General features: G+C 40.6%; 14 protein-coding genes. All 14 read right to left on the minus strand.

The features are described 5' to 3' along the window. Positions 1-9: 9 nt before the first annotated feature. Genes flgA through EWZ81_RS01380 form a run of 14 tightly spaced genes read right to left on the minus strand, consistent with a single transcriptional unit; the run spans position 10 to position 15459 of the window. Positions 10-666, minus strand: a complete 657-nt coding sequence (gene flgA, locus EWZ81_RS01315; protein ID WP_165548765.1) for a flagellar basal body P-ring formation chaperone FlgA — start codon at positions 664-666, stop codon at positions 10-12. Further along, complete coding sequence (uvrD, locus tag EWZ81_RS01320) at positions 663-2708, minus strand: DNA helicase UvrD (RefSeq protein ID WP_205250203.1); 2046 nt, start codon at positions 2706-2708, stop codon at positions 663-665. The genes flgA and uvrD overlap by 4 nt, the downstream gene beginning before the upstream one ends. Beyond that, positions 2708-5233: a tetratricopeptide repeat protein gene (locus tag EWZ81_RS01325; RefSeq protein WP_165548766.1), complete on the minus strand. Its 2526-nt coding sequence runs from the start codon at positions 5231-5233 to the stop codon at positions 2708-2710. The genes uvrD and EWZ81_RS01325 overlap by 1 nt, the downstream gene beginning before the upstream one ends. 9 nt (positions 5234-5242) lie before the next feature. After that, on the minus strand, positions 5243-6490 hold the full coding sequence (serS, locus tag EWZ81_RS01330) for a serine--tRNA ligase (protein WP_165548767.1): 1248 nt from the start codon (positions 6488-6490) through the stop codon (positions 5243-5245). Further along, positions 6491-7288, minus strand: a complete 798-nt coding sequence (locus tag EWZ81_RS01335; protein ID WP_165548768.1) for a carbon-nitrogen hydrolase family protein — start codon at positions 7286-7288, stop codon at positions 6491-6493. A 3-nt stretch (positions 7289-7291) separates the two neighbouring features. Continuing rightward, positions 7292-7552 carry an exodeoxyribonuclease VII small subunit gene (locus EWZ81_RS01340; RefSeq protein WP_165548769.1) on the minus strand — a complete coding sequence of 87 codons (261 nt, stop codon included), beginning with the start codon at positions 7550-7552 and terminating at the stop codon, positions 7292-7294. Positions 7553-7561: 9 nt separating this feature from the next. After that, entirely contained in the window at positions 7562-8302 is a 741-nt protein-coding gene (gene ubiE, locus EWZ81_RS01345; protein ID WP_120903703.1) for a bifunctional demethylmenaquinone methyltransferase/2-methoxy-6-polyprenyl-1,4-benzoquinol methylase UbiE, read from the minus strand. A 26-nt stretch (positions 8303-8328) separates the two neighbouring features. Further along, positions 8329-8775, minus strand: coding sequence for a protoporphyrinogen oxidase HemJ (gene hemJ, locus EWZ81_RS01350; RefSeq protein WP_165548770.1), 447 nt, complete (start codon positions 8773-8775; stop codon positions 8329-8331). A gap of 9 nt (positions 8776-8784) precedes the next feature. Beyond that, positions 8785-9357, minus strand: a complete 573-nt coding sequence (locus EWZ81_RS01355) for a YigZ family protein (RefSeq protein WP_165548771.1) — start codon at positions 9355-9357, stop codon at positions 8785-8787. Continuing rightward, positions 9344-10474 (minus strand): ABC transporter permease, encoded by a 1131-nt coding sequence (locus tag EWZ81_RS01360; protein WP_165548772.1) that lies wholly within the window; start codon positions 10472-10474, stop codon positions 9344-9346. The genes EWZ81_RS01355 and EWZ81_RS01360 overlap by 14 nt, the downstream gene beginning before the upstream one ends. After that, positions 10471-11559 carry an ABC transporter permease gene (locus EWZ81_RS01365; RefSeq protein WP_165548804.1) on the minus strand — a complete coding sequence of 363 codons (1089 nt, stop codon included), beginning with the start codon at positions 11557-11559 and terminating at the stop codon, positions 10471-10473. Before EWZ81_RS01365 ends, EWZ81_RS01360 begins: the two co-directional genes overlap by 4 nt. Positions 11560-11579: 20 nt before the next feature. Next, entirely contained in the window at positions 11580-12569 is a 990-nt protein-coding gene (locus EWZ81_RS01370) for an HlyD family secretion protein (RefSeq protein ID WP_205250204.1), read from the minus strand. An 11-nt stretch (positions 12570-12580) separates the two neighbouring features. Then, positions 12581-14113, minus strand: a complete 1533-nt coding sequence (locus tag EWZ81_RS01375; RefSeq protein WP_165548773.1) for a TolC family protein — start codon at positions 14111-14113, stop codon at positions 12581-12583. Next, positions 14110-15459, minus strand: a complete 1350-nt coding sequence (locus EWZ81_RS01380) for a hemolysin family protein (RefSeq protein WP_165548774.1) — start codon at positions 15457-15459, stop codon at positions 14110-14112. The genes EWZ81_RS01375 and EWZ81_RS01380 overlap by 4 nt, the downstream gene beginning before the upstream one ends. Between the last annotated feature and the right edge of the window lie 5 nt (positions 15460-15464).

A 15464-nucleotide genomic window follows, 5' to 3' on the forward strand; every position in this document is an offset into this window, starting at 1 on the left:
GAATATCCTTTATAAGATTTGCGCTTTAGAGCTGCTCAACACTTTCGCTTTTAAGATTTTATTGCTTTCTAAATTTTTCGCTTGAATGATTTGATTAAGCGCGCCATTTTCTAGGGCTTTTAGGCTTATTTCTATGCTGATTTGCCCCTCTTCATACACCCCGGTGATGATGTCGTTTTTACGCACGATGATTAAAGCTTGGGTTTTATCCATGCTTAAAAGCGTGTCAGGGGGGATAAAATGTTTTGCGCTCACTTTATCGATTGCGCCCTCTAATAAAGGATTAGAAAGCGTGCCAAACGAAACGCGCTCTTTTTTGGTGTTGTTAGCGGTGATGTTTTCATCTTTTTTAATCGCGCTAGCGCTTTTAAAAGCCTGCATGCTGCCTATCACGCTATAACGCACCGGTAGGCGTAAATTAGGCTCATTTTCCAACCTTAAAAACACGACCCCATCTTTTTTAAGCTTGTTAGAAGCGCTCAATTCATAGCTTAAAATGGAAGCGTGAGAAAAACGCTCTGGGATTTCTAAGTTAATTGTTTCAATTTCCAATTTTAAGTCTTGGTATTCTTTGAGGTAAGTTTCTTTAATCTCTGTTTTAAGCGCGTTTGAATCCAGGGCGAACAATGCGTTTAAACCTATCAAAAAAAGGGTTAAAATTTTCAAAACTCGTTATCCACTTTTTCTACAAATTTTTCTGAGATTTTATCATAGACATTCCCTCCGCAATTGATTTTCAAGCACAAACCGCTCAAGCCCTTTTCTACGCCTAAAACCCTCCCGGTGCCAAAAATCTTATGTTTGATCAAATCCCCCACTTTAATGGGCGTGTCTTTTTGGTGATTTTGTTTAGGGGTTTGATCGCTTTTGAGCAGCTTGGCTTCTTCTAAAAACACAGAGGGCGAGCAAGAAATTTTCCTCCCAAAATACGAACGCTCTTTGACATAAGAGAGCTGCAATCCTTCTTTAGCCCTAGTGATCGCCACGTAAGCCAAGCGCCTTTCTTCTTCCAAATCGCTTTCTTGATTGAACCCCCTATGCGGGAAAAACCCTTCTTCTAACCCGATCACAAACACATGCTTAAACTCTAAGCCCTTACTCATATGCACGCTCATGCAGCTCACTTTTTGCGCGTTTTCTGTATTATGGACATCCAGCGCGCTTTCATTCAAAAAATCCAGTAAAGAATGCGTGGGGTTAGTTTTAAAATGCTCTTTCACTAAACTTAAAAGCTCTTTAACAAAACCCTCTCTTTCTTCGTAATTGTCTTCTTTTTCATAGCTTTTTAAAAGGTTAGTTTCTTCTAAAAACCGCTCGCAAAACTTCTCTACTGAAATTTCAAAAGCCTCCCTCAAACGCCCTATCATGGTCATGAATTTCTTTAAAGCGTATTCGTTTTTAGGGTTGAGTTTGTCTTTAAACGTCCCAATTTTTAGCGCTTCTTCTAAATCCAAACCCTCTTCATCTAAAAGAGAAAAAATCCATTCTTGAGTGATCTTGCCAAGGCCTCTTGGGGGCTTGTTTAAAACGCGCTTGATAAAAAAGCGATCGTCTTTTTTCGCCACTACATGCATGAGTGCCAAAGCGTCTTTAACCTCAGCTCTTTCATAGAAACTCACCGCTCCAATGAGCCTATAAGGGATATTCAAAGCGTTCAAGCTCTCTTCAATGCTGCGGCTAAGCCCGTTTAAGCGGTACAAAATAGCGATATTTTCTAAATTCTCGCCCTTCTTTAAAAGGGCTTTGATTTGATAAGCCACATCCAGGCTCTCTTCTTTTTGCGTCAAATATTCTTTACAAACCACGCTTTTATGCGAGCCTTTAAAACTCTGAAGCGTTTTAATGTGGCGGTGTTGGTTATGGCTAATCAAAGAATTAGCGCACGCTAAAATTTCAGCGCTGGAGCGGTAGTTGGTCTCTAATTTCACTATTTTAGCCCCTTTAAAATGCTTGGAAAAATTTAAAATGTTAGAAATATCAGCCCCTCTAAAACCATAAATGCTCTGATCGTCATCGCCCACCACGCACAAATTATGGTGCGTGAAACTCAATTGTTTTAAAAATTCTAATTGCAGGGCATTCGTGTCTTGATACTCATCTACCATGATGTAATGGTAGCGTTCGCTAGTCTCTTTGGCGAGTTTTTCATTATCTTGTAAAATCTTAAGGCTTAAACAAAGCAAATCGTCAAAATCCACTAAATTGTCTTTTTTGAGTGCGTTTTGATAAAGCTCATACGCTTTATAACATTCGCTATCTTGCATGCTCAAATCCATCATGCCGTTTTTGATTTGAGAAATGCTCGCCCTGAAGTTTGAAATTTTGAGCTGTTTGCACAGCGTTTTGACTTCATCGCTATCTAGCACCGAAAAATCGCACGCTCTTTTTAAAAGGCTCATGTGTTGCCTTAAAAACAGCAAGCCAAAACGATGGAAAGTGCAAAGCAAGGGGGGGATAAGGGCTTGGTTTTTCAACAATTTCAAAGCCCTTTCTTGCATTTCTTTACTCGCTTTATTGGTGAAAGTGAGCGTTAAAGTGTTCTCGCTAGGCACGCCACAAGCGCCAATCAAATACGCTAAACGGCTCGTTAAAGTCTTAGTCTTACCGCTCCCAGCTCCCGCTAAAATGAGCAATGGCCCTTGAATGTGGCTTGCAGCGATTTTTTGCACTCCGTTCAAATTGTCTAAAATGCTTTTTTCAAAACCCATTATTCTAAAAACTCGCCCTTTTCTTCTTGGTTTAAACGCTCTTTTAAAAGGTTAGTATCAATTTCAAAATCAAAATAAGGCGAAGAAAAATCAGAGGTTTTAATGGCTAAAAAATGGTTTAATGCTGATTTCAAGTCCCCTTTTCTTTGATACAACAACCCTAAAGCGTAACGGATATTTTCATTATTCGGATCGTCTAATTTCCCAAGCTCTAGCCATAAAGCGGCGTTATTGTAATTATTCTGCGCGATATAGGTTAAACCCGCTAGGATTTTTAAGCGCACTTCATTATCCTTAAGCCCGCTAATTAAGTTTTGATACAACGCGCCCGCTTTTTCATACTGGCCTTGAAACAAACTCACTAGCGCTAAATTTTCCAACCAATCGTTAGGGGCTTCGCCCTCTTCTAAACTGGCGATTTTTTGCTCTAATAATCTTTCTTGATGATCCAAATCATTGACCATAAATCCCATGTAAGTGTAGAAATGACGCCCTAAAATGGGTCCTTGCATGGTTTGATCCCAACTGATTTTACGCGAATCTAAAAGGGTGTAAATGCTTAAAGTGTGGCGGATACTCGCATCATAATACGAAACGATTTCATAAAAGATATTAGAGATGAGATCTTTAGGGAGCATTTTTTTCAAATTCCCAAAGGATTGCACCATCAATTTTTTATCCTTGCTCTCTTTAGCGAACACCGCTTCTAGCGCGTAATAAAAGGGGAGTTTTTTAGGGGCGTTTTTAAGCCAGTCCATATCCCAATTGGTGCGGTAATTCAAATAAGCGATGAGCGAAGAGAGTAAGGCTTTTTGCGTGGGGCTAGAAAAATCCTGACTATAAAAATTCTCTGTGATTTCTCTTAAAAACTCCGTGGTGTCTTCGTGGGTGAAATGCGAGGCTAAAATTGCAAAAATCGCGCTCAAATAATCCGCAGAATTCAAATGGAAAGCCCTTAAAAAATGGAAATAAGCTTTGTGGTAATTTTCCAATTGCGCATAAATCAAGCCCGTATTATAATGGAGGAGTGCGTTATTGGGGCTGTTTTTTAAAGACAAATCAAAAAAAGCAAGGGCTTTTTTTAAGCGCTTGTTTTCTAACGCTTTCAACCCTTTGAGCGCGTTTTTATCCGCTATCGCCATCAAACGCCCCCTTTTAAAAGCAAGGCTTGCCCCCTCTAAATCCTTTTGCGCTTCAGAGTCTAAAAGAAACAGCCCCTCTTCAATCACACCTAAGGTTTCTTTAGAGTCTAAAACCTTAAAAGGGGCGTAATAAAACAGCAAGCGGTAGATAAAATCCCTTTTGCCTTCAAAATATTGCGTGTTCCAAAAACGCTCTTTGGCCCTTTCTTTATCCAAAAAAACAGGGTTTATCGTGGGCTTGATGGGGTAAAAAGAGTTGGCTAGCACGCTATCTTCTTTGGTGTGGCTGGCTAATTTTAAGGCTTCGCTCGCTTTAAGGGTGTCGCCTTTTTTCAAACTCACCAATTCCAAAGCCATTAAAGCGTTTAAATCCTTAGGGTAGTTGTGCAAATAATGCTGCAAATGCTCCAAAGCCTGCTTGTAATGGCCCAAACGCGCCTGCAAAAGCCCTAAAGCAAGCTCATCTTGGGCGTTCGCGCTTTTTTGCAATTGCTTATAAGCGTTCGTTTCATCTTTAAACATCAAAAACAATTTAGACGCTAAGCGCGTATTAGGCTTTAAAAAGGCGTTGGAATTAGGGTGCATTAAGGGCGAAAGGGCTTCAAAATACTCCCCGGCGTAATAGGATTTGAGCGCGTAAGCGTAGGAATAAAAAGACTTTTTATAGTCTTTATACAAAGTGTCTCTTACAATTTTTAGATAATGATAATACAAATCCGCGTCTTGTAAGTGATAAGCGCTCACTAACGCATCAATCGCGCTCACGCTCGCGTTTTCTTTAGAAGCGATGCTAGAATCAAACAAATCCAACGCCCCGTTAAAATCCTTTTCTTTAAACTTAATCACTCCTAGATTATGGCTCGCAATCCCTTGCGAAAAAGAAGCGATCTTGTCAAACAAGTGTAAGGCTTCATCTTTTTGCCCTTGCTCATACAAAAGGCTCGCTTTTTGCATCATCGCATCCACTTGGCTTTCATCGTTTCTTTTCAAAGAGTCTTTGCCGATTAAATCAGGCAAGTCTAAATTTTCTATTTGCCCCTCGGCTTCTGCGTTATTGGTGTCGTTAGGCGTTTCGTTATTGGCGGTGGCGGTATTAGTTTGTAAAGAAGTTTGTTGGTTTTCTTTTTTATGCCCTAATAACAAGCTCAAAGCCACAATGAGCGCGATGAGTGAAAATAATATTCCAAGCACGATATAAAGCTTTTTTTTATTGTGTGAAAGCTGTTTGAAAAACTCTTTAGAGCTTTTGATTTTACTGATCGTCTGCTCTAAAGCCTGCTTCAAAGAGGGGATTTTAGAATGAATGCCCTTTAGGGGGGTTTCTTTTTCGTTCTTGTTTTCGCCCCCTTTTTCTTCTAATGAATTTTGCTCTTCATTCAGCACGAACTAGCCTTAAAGGTATTTTTCTAACGCCTTAGGAATATGGATGCTCCCATCCGCTTGCTGGTGGTTTTCCATCAAAGCGACCATCGTCCTTCCTACCGCTAAAGAAGAGCCGTTTAAGGTGTGCGCTAGCTGGTTTTTTTGATTTTCTTTGAAGCGGATTTTGGCGCGCCTAGCCTGGAAATCCCTCGTGTTAGACACGGAGCTGATTTCTCTGTAACAATTTTGCCCAGGCAGCCACACTTCAATATCTATCGTGTTGCTCGCGCTAAAGCCTAAATCCCCACTGCACAATTGCACGAACCGGTGCGGTAATTCCAAAGCCTTTAAAATTTCGCTCGCGCTCTCTAGCATGCACTCTTGCATGACATCGCTTTCTTTAGGGTGCGTGATAGCCACTAGCTCTACTTTATCAAACTGGTGCTGTCTTATCATCCCCCTTGTATCCTTGCCAGCGCTCCCTGCTTCGCTCCTAAAACAAGGCGTGTGCGCGGTCATTTTAATGGGGAGGTTTTCAACGCTAATGATCGTGTCGTTGTATAGATTAGTGAGCGTTACTTCAGCGGTGGGGATTAAATACAAATTTTCATTTTCTATTTTGAAAACGTCTTCTTTGAATTTGGGTAATTGCCCGGTCCCAAAAAGCATTTTTTCATTCACTAACGCCGGCGTGTAGATGATTTCAAAGCCATTTTTTTCATTAAAATCCAACATCAAATGGATGAGCGCGCGATAAATTTTAGCCCCAAAACCCCTAATGACAGAAAAACGGCTTTTGGCGAGTTTCACGCCGCTTTCAAAATCAATCCAGCCATTTTGTTGAGCGAGTTCAAAATGCTCTTTGGGTTTGAAAGTGAAATTTCTAGGGGTTAAGATTTTTTTAATCTCTATGTTGTCTTCTTCGCTTGCGCCTAAAGGGGTTTTTTCATCCACCAGATTAGGGATTATTGAAAGCCTTAAATCTATTTGTTGTTCCAATTCGCCCACGCTTTTGGAAAGCTCATTCAGTTTGATTTTATTGTTTTCTAGCTCTTTTTTGAGATCGCTTGCATCCACTTTTTGAGCCATTTTGATACCAAATTCTTTAGAAACCTTGTTTTGAAAGGCTTGCAAGCCTTCTAATTCAATGAGTCGCTTTTTATAATGCGTGATGACTTCGCGCAAGCGCTCCAACTCATCATCCATCGCATTATTACGCTTTTTTAAAGAAAGAGCCACCCTCTCAAAATCTTGCAATAAAAGTTTTTTATCAATCATTCAACCCTCTTTAATCGTTCTAAAATGCCACAATTTAGCCCATTCATCTATATCGTTTTTATCCATTTGAGCGCTCAAAGCCCCCATTTTACCCTCTAAAGAATCTTCAATAGTGCCATTAGGCAAGGCCACAAAACTATCCCCATAAAATTTCCACAAAAATTCGTTTTTTTGATTTTCTTCTACAATGATTTGGCGATACGCTCCGATTCTATTGGCCCTAACCACCACGCAAGAAGCGCAAAAAGCGCGCATCTGGCACAAAAGCCGCCACCTTTCATTGGATTCAAAGGTGGCCACACTGCTTAAAAGCACCACATCCACGCCCTGATTTTTAGCCTGAACCCATATTTCATCAAAATGCGCTTCAAAGCCAAATAAAGGGGCGATTCTCAAGCCGTCTCTTTCAAACACGAGCAATTCTTTAAAAGCGCTTTTTTCATTGTCAAAAAAGCTCTCTTCATCCCAATGAGGATAGGGGATTAAGCGTTGTTGCGTGTAATATTTCACGCTTTCTTTAGAAATGAGGGCGATTTTTTTATAGATTTTAGAATGTTCTTCTAAAAGCACCGGGGCTGAGATGATTAAGTCTAGTTCTTCGCATTTTTGCGATAAAAACTCCATCGCTCGCGCAGACTGCGCGTTAATTTCATTCACATCCAATCCCATGTTATGGTGGAAAAAGGGGTTGATCACGTATTCAGGCAACACCACCACGCTTTGCTTGGGTATGGAGTTGAATAAGGATTGCATGAGATCTTCTTTAAAAGATTCTAATTGCAAAGCAAACACTCGCATGCTTTAAGCCTTTTTGTCTGTCGTTTGGAGTTTTTCATGCTCTAAATAAGCGTTTTCTAAAAGCTTTTGAGCCAAAAACAACTCTTGCATGGCCACTTTATACAAATCCATCCCGTCTTTTAAGGATAAACTAGGATCATTCAAGCGATCTATGGCTTGCTCTAGGGAATGAACATGCTCTTCAAAGCTTTTTTTAGGGGCGTTTTTAGCGTTTTTAGTGTTTTTTTGGGGGGCTTTTTCGGTTTCAAATAATTCATCTTGCATGGCATTCCTTTAGCTTTTTCTAACAAGCATGGTCGTTGAAATTTGAGCGACAGAATCTTCCGTTCTTAAAATCTCAAACCCTGCGTTTTTTAATTCAAATTTCAAACCCTCCAAACTCAAAAACCCCTCAATGGATTGCGGTAAATAAGAATAAGCGCCATAATTCTTACTGATAGCCCCTCCCACTAAAGGCAAAACCTTATTCGTGTAAAACCCTGAGATTTTATCCAGCCATGTGGGGTTATCCTTTTTCAAAAATTCTAAAATCACTAAAACGCCCCTGGGTTTTAACACCCTAAAAAACTCTTTTAAAGCTTCTTGTCTTTCCACGACATTGCGCAAGCCATACGCAATGGAGAGGATATCCACGCTGTTATTTTCAACGCCCTTTAAATCTTTGGCTTGAGCTTGGATGAAAGAAGCTTTGTTTTCAAGCTCTTCACATTTTTTAATGGCCAATTCAAGCATGTTATTAGAGGGGTCAATCCCCAAACATTCCTTAAACTCTATACCGCAATTTAAAGCGCTTTTTTGCCAAGCCACAAGCATATCCCCCGTCCCGCACGCTACATCCACAAGCCTTAACGCTTTTTTATTTTCCAAAAACAAAAACGCATGCTCGCAAGCCCTTTGGCGCCATTTAACGTCTAAGCCAAAACTCATCAAGCGGTTGGCTTGATCGTAAGAGCTGGCTATATCATCAAACATGTTGATGATTTTTTCTTGCTTGAGGTGTTTTTCTTTTTTCATGACTTTTCTTTTTTCATGGCTTGTCTTTAAAAAGGCTTGACAACCACTAAGATCACAATGAGGATCATTAAAATCGTGGGTATCTCATTAAACACGCGATAAAACTTTGCGTTTCTTCTTGTAGGGTCTTTTTCTAGCTCGCGCATGCATTTTTTGCAATAAAAATGATAGGCTAAAAGTAAGATCACTAAAGCCAATTTAGCATGCAACCAACCCCCACTTTTAAAGAGTGCAGGCTCTATCAACAGCATTAAAATCCCTGTAATAAGCGTGAAACCCATAGCCGGTGAAGCGATAAAGGAATAAAGCTTTTTTTCTTGGATTTTAACCACTCCTACAAACTCTTTTTTATGGGCGTTTTCTGCATGATAGACAAAAAGGCGCGGCAAATAAAATAACGCTGCCATCCACGAAATGACCGCTATCACATGGAAAGCCTTAACCCATAAAAAATACCCGCTCAAAAATTCCATTCATTCTCCCTAATTTATCTTATTTTGTTGTAAAAACGCTTGCAAATTACCTCTTGCGCCGCTGATTTCCACTTCCACGCTTTGGTTTGAAAAATTCTTTTTGCTTAATTGTAAGCTAAATTTCTTAATTTCACGCTGAAGAGCGTCTAATTCTTTGTAAGAATAATGAGCGCTTAAAGTTTCCAACTCCACAAAATCCTTCAAAGCGTCCTCTTTTTGAGCGTTTTCTACGCACAATAACGCACTTTTAGCATAAGCTTTCATCAAGCCTCCCACCCCTAAAAGCGTGCCTCCAAAATAACGCACGCTCACTAATCCTATATTGATCAAATCCTCTCGCCTCAAAACGCTAAGCATAGGCATTCCTGAACTCCCTTTAGGCTCGCCATCATCGCTAAAACCCTCCGTGATTTTACCCTCTAAAGAATAGCGGAACGCCGTTACAAAATGCGCGGCTTTAAAATGCTCTTTTTTCAATTGCAAAAGGGTTTTTTCAAAACCATCAAAAGGCATAAGATACCCTAAAAAGCGAGACGCTTTAGTCTGGTGCTTGGAGGTGATGAGGTTTTTAAGCGTTTTCACAAGCTTTCTTTAAAGAGCTGAGTTTGAACACGCACCCTATAAAACTCACGATAAAAATCGCAATAAGCGCGTAAAAATGGACAGACACATCCACAAATTCCGCATGCATTTGATTCAATCGCCCTAGCAAACTAATCCCATGATAAGCGGGCACTATTTGAACGAAAGCCTGTAAATAAGAGGGCAAGGATTCAAAAGGCCACACAAAACCCATCATAAAAATCAAGGGCAAAGAAGAAATCAAAACGATTTGAGTGGTGTGGGCTTCATCTTTGATCCATGCGCCTAAAAACGACCCCAAACTCAAGGTTGCAAGCATGAAGATGGAGCTATTCAAAAACACCATTAAAGCGCTCGAATGCCGTTCGATCCCATAAAAAGAAAACAGCGCCCCAAAATACCATAAAATAAAAACGCTAAACGCTCCTACAAACACCAAGAGTCTTGCGCACAGCCTTAAAGCGATTTGCTTTTTATCTAAAAAGGCTAATTCCAAACGCCTGGAGCTGACAAACATGCTGCTTGCAATGAGCATCACCTGGTGCAAAATGAAAATAAACACGCTAGAGAGCGCGTAATTCAAATACCCCTCACTAGGGTTATACAAAGCGATAGGCCTAATTTTAATCCCATCTGTCCCTAATTCAGCTTCTTCTATTTGAGCGTTGCGTTTGAACCTTATTTCATCGTTTAAAGCGTTGATGCTCTCCACCACCGCATTCGCTAACGCGCCATAAATCAAAAAGTAATTGGAATTCGCATAAAAATCTATCGTTACCGGCACTTGCTTGTGGATATTGGCTTCAAAATGCGAAGGGATATGCAAGATCCCATAAATTTTTTCTTCTTTTAAAAGCTTTTTGGCTTCCAGCATAGAGGGGCTAAAAAAAGCGATTTCTAACTCGTTGGAGCTTTGCGCCATGAAGGCTAATTGCCTAGAAAGGAAGGAATTGTCTTCATCTACAAGGGCGATTTTTTGCTGCGTTACGATGTCTTTTAAATAAGGCAAGGGATAAAGCAAGCCATAGATTAAAGGAGCGCCTATAAGGATTAACAAAACGCCCTTATGAGAAACAATAGCCCTTAATTCCATTAAAAGGATTTTAAAAAAATTCATGCGCTAGCCTTGTCTTTTTTAAAAGAAAAATAAAAAATCAAAAGCCCTAAGACTAAAAAGATTAAAAAGAACACAAGCGGCATTAACGAATTTAAAGACTCGGTAAAATCCGTCTTATAATAGGCCTCTTGTAAAAAGAACTTCATAAAATGGCTAATAGGCAAGCAATGGCTCCAAAAATCCCCAAAAATTTCCATGTTGTTTTGCGGGTAAGTCACCCCAGCAAACGCAAAGCTTGGAGCGGTATAGACCCCAATCGCGCCAGCGGTTTCAATAACGCTTTTTGAAATGCCATAAACTAGCACCACAAACCCGCTCATAACGAGCGTCATTAAAACTACCGCCAAAAAGACCAACAACAAATGCGCATAATTCCCCTGCATGCCAATGAAATTAAAATAAAACGCCATGCCCATTCCCCAAAAGCTAAACACACACGCATTCGCTAAAATACTGATTAAAAGCTCTCGCATGTTAGAGGTTTTTTGAATGAAATTGAGCATGCCAATCGCAATAAAAATGAGCCACATGCAAGGCAGCATCACGCTTAAAAGGTATTGCGTGTAATTGTTTTCTTCATTGTATAGGGCATGCAATTGCAAAACAATAGGCATTGCTTGGGCTTTAGCGGAAATCAAGTTAGAATCTCGCACTAAAGCTTTGGTGGCCAAGGTTTTAGCGTCTAAGGTCAAAGCGGTTTGCAAAAAGGCGTTTTTGAGCGTTTTACCCACTAAAACGTACTCAGCGTTATAATAAAAGGGCAAATCCACTTTTCGCCCCATTTTGATTTTTCTCTCCAAATCCTTATGCAAAACTAACGCCCCATACACTTCAGCGGAGTTTAAAAAGCGTTTGGCTTCTAAAAGGCTAGTAACTTGGTATTTGATTTCAACCGCGCTCGTTGCGCCTAATTCAAACGCCACTTGATGGCTTGTAGTGGTCTTATCCAAATCCACCACCACGATAGGGAGCTGTCTTGGGGTCTCTTGTTTAAAGATTTGCGTGCCTAAAACCCCTAAACAAAAAGGCAATATAAAACACACGACAAACAAGAACTTGTCTTGTAAAACCCATGCGCTTATCAATCTGAACAAAACAATCCTTTTTAAGGTTTAATGGTAACCAACACGCTCATCCCCACCCTAAAGTTTTCCAACTCTTCTAAGGGTATGGCCTCCACTTCATAGCTTTTCATGTCATAAGTGTTGGAATTATTCGTCGCTTTCCAAGTCGCAAAATCCCCCATCACGCTCAAATATTTGACCCTGAATTTCGCGCTTCTTTTCAACGCTGGGATATACCCTTCAAATTCCTTACCCACTTTAAACTCGTTCAAATACTTTTCAGGCACGCTGATTTTTAACCAACTATCCTTTAAATCTATCATCAACACCACAGGAAAGCCCTTAGGGCTAAGCTCGCCACCGCTTAAAAGCACGTTACTCACTTCCCCGTCAATTGGGGCTGTAGCTTTGACGTCTTTTAAATAGGACTCCACTTCATTCACTTGCCCTAGTGCCGCGCTCTCTTTAGCCTTAGCGGCAATCTTACTTTCAGAACTAGCCCCCCCTAAAGCCATTTTATACTTTTGATAAGCTGCGCTCTCGTTGTATTTAGTGCTTTCATAAGCCGCATAGGCTTCATCGCGCTTTTGCAAACTCGCCACGCCATTATCATACAAATCTTGAACGCGCTTATAAGTCTCTTTAGCCAAATTCGCTTGGGATTTTGCCGCTTGCCAAATGTCCCTCGCAGAATTGATCGTTTCATCTCTTGAGCCTCTTTTCACTTCATCGCTAAGCGCTTTAGCGGCTTTATGCCCGGCTTCAGCTTGAGCGAGCTTGGCTTCTAATTCAGGGCTAGAAATGCTAAAAACTAAATCGCCCTTTTTAATGTGATCGCCTTTTTTAACAAACACCTTTTCAATGCGGCCAGGGACTTTAGAGCTCACGCTGTATTCCCTAGCCTCTAAAAACCCTTGCAACACTTCAGCCTTAGGGCGATAAGCCAAATAAAAAAGCACGATTAGCCCTAATAATAAAGCCCCACCCCCTGTAAAAATCGCTTTATTTTTATCCAACATGCTATTTGACATGATTTTTTCCTTTAATAAACAAATTCATAAAATAAATCAATGTGATCGCTTAACGCCATTAAATTCGCTAATGAAACGATGTATTTATAAGCCACGCTTTTTTGCTCCACAATAATAGAAGAAAGCGTGTTCCTCGCATCAATGACTTGAGCGTTCGTGCTTAAGCCTTGTAAAAAAGCCTGCTCTTGGAGTTTTAGATTTTCTTTGGCTAATTCCACGCTAGAAAGCAAGCTTTTGTATTCTTTCAAATAAGAAAGCGTCTCTTTATAAGTCTTATTCACTAACAATTCCATGTTTTTTTTAGCCTGGATTTGCTCGCTACTCACTTGCAACTCGGCTAATTTGCTCGCTTGGTATTTTTGAATGCGCCCTGTGGGGGAAAGGATAGGCATGCGCCCAGCTACGCCCACAAACCAATTAGGGATCATGTCTTCAAACACCGAATTGTTTTGTTTCATGAGATAAGAGCCAAAAAAACTCACTTGGGGCAAGAATTTAGCGATCTGTAATTTCGTGTTTTCTTTAGAAATTTGAACCTGATTTTCTAAAGTCTTTAAAGCCGGGTAGGAATTGAGCGTGGAAGAAACAAAAAAGCTCAGATCGGGCAGATTTTTCTCGGTGTGGATCTCTAATTTGCTTGAAGGCGCTAAATCGTCCTTGCTAGATAAAATAGAATTGAACGAGAGCTGCGAAACCTCCAACACATCTTTAGCCTTAACGCTAGCGATATGAGCCTTATCATAAGCCACTTGAGTACTTAAGGTTTCTACCCTAGCGATTTGCCCTACTTTTTGCATTTTCAAAGCGTTTTGGAAATGCTTGTAATGGCCTTTTTCCACCTCTTCTAAAGTTTCAGCCACTTCTGCGTTTAACACCATGCCATAATACACGCTCACAAGCTCTTGAAAAGTGGAAAGCTTTTTCAAGCGATACACTTCGTTAGCGTCTTTTTGCATCAAATCCGCAATGCGCACCATCGTGAATCTTGCCCCACCCATATAAAGGGGATAAATAATGCTCAACGCCCCAATCACCACATTTTGCTTAGAAAACAATAAGGGGGCTTCTAAAGTGCTGCTCAAAGCCCCAAAACCTTGTATCACCCCTTGCATGCCCGCTTGGATTTGAGGGGTTAATACTTGAGGGGGGATATTTTGTTGGATGTTTTGCAAGCCTTGATGGATCTGGTTGGTGGCTTTTTGCACGCCCGGTTGTTTTTGGCTGGCAAAATCCATTTTAATGGGGTTAGAGAGGTACACATAAAAAGCGCTCAAATCAATTTGAGGCAAAAAAGAAAGCTTAGCCGCTAATTTCATTTTGCTCGCTCTTTTAATAGCGTATTCTTGCGCATGCAAGCCTTCATGATTAGATAATACCCTATTCCATGCGTTTTTTAAAGAGAGTTTTTGGGCGTTAGGGTGGTTCAAAGGCGCACTATCTTCAGCCAAATTCAAAGAAGAAGGCTCGGTTTGAGAAATCCCATCAACAGCGCTTAAAGAGCCATTGAATAATAAGCCCAATACAAAGAGGGTTGTTTTTTTCATGCTTTATTTTCTCCCTGATCTTGTTTAACCGCTTTCAAGCGTTTTATCCTAGCCCCATCCACGCTTAAGACTTCAAAAGCATACCCATGCGAAACGATTGTATCCCCCTCCATAGGCATGCGTTCTAACAAGCTGAAAACATAGCCCCCAAGCGTTACCTGCTCGCATTCTTTGTCAAATTGGATATGAAGCACTTCTTCTACGCTTTCTAAATCCAGCATGCCCTCTAATTCAAACACGCCTTCTTCAAGCTTGTTCACGCCCTCTTGTTTCAAATCGTATTCGTCGCTAATCTCGCCCATGATCTCTTCAATAATATCTTCCATAGTGAGCAACCCAGCCGTGCCGCCGTATTCATCAATCACCAAAGCGGTATGGATTTGCTCTTTTTTCATTTTAATAAGGATTTGAGAAATAGACGCACTTTCAGGGACGATGATCATTTTCCTGACGATTTGATTGAAATCATGCATTTTAGGGGTAAAAATAGAGCGAGAAAGCAAGTCTCTAATATGCACCATGCCGATAATGTTATCCTTAGAACCCTTACAATAAGGGTAGCGCGTGAAGCGGCTTTTTAAAACAATGTCTATATTTTCTTCATAGCTGTTTTCTTCGTCCAAACACACCATGTCTTTTCGTGGGGTCATGATTTCTTTAGCGCTCGTGTCAGAAAAGTCCACCGCGTTTTTAATGATTTCCCCCTCCACCGAATCAATAATGCCCTCTCTCAAACTCTCGCCCACAATGATCTTTAACTCTTCTTCAGAATGCGTGCCGTCATGCTCTTTAGGATTGATGCCCACTTTTTTTAAAAAGAAATGAGCGATCACATCAAACAGGCGCACCACCGGGTAAAACACGACCCAAAACACATGCAAAGGGCGCGCGGCAAAAAGAGCGGCTTTTTCAGATTTAGCGATCGCTAAAGATTTAGGTACAATCTCGCCCAACACGACATGCAAAAAAGTGATGCTTAAAAACGCTATAACCACGCTCATTGAATGGATAAAAATAGGATTTTCTCTCAAATCCATAGACTCAAACAGCGCGGCTAACAACCTTGCGATAGCTGGCTCACCCACCCAGCCTAAAGCTAATGAAGAAAGGGTGATGCCTAACTGCGTGGCGCTCAAATAAGTGTCTAGTCTTTGACTCATCTTTAAAGCGAGTTTAGCGTTGGAATTACCGATTTTAACCAGCTCTTCTAAGCGGGTTTTACGCACTTTCACAAGGGCAAACTCTGAAAGCACAAAAAAAGCGTTCAACAGCACCAATAAAAAAGCAACCATCAACATCAAAATCGACTCAGACGGATCCAAATAAGCTCCTTGATTCCTCCCCATGATTT

It is taken from the genome of Helicobacter pylori (genome assembly GCF_011140715.1).
Lineage (GTDB): Bacteria > Campylobacterota > Campylobacteria > Campylobacterales > Helicobacteraceae > Helicobacter > Helicobacter pylori_DA.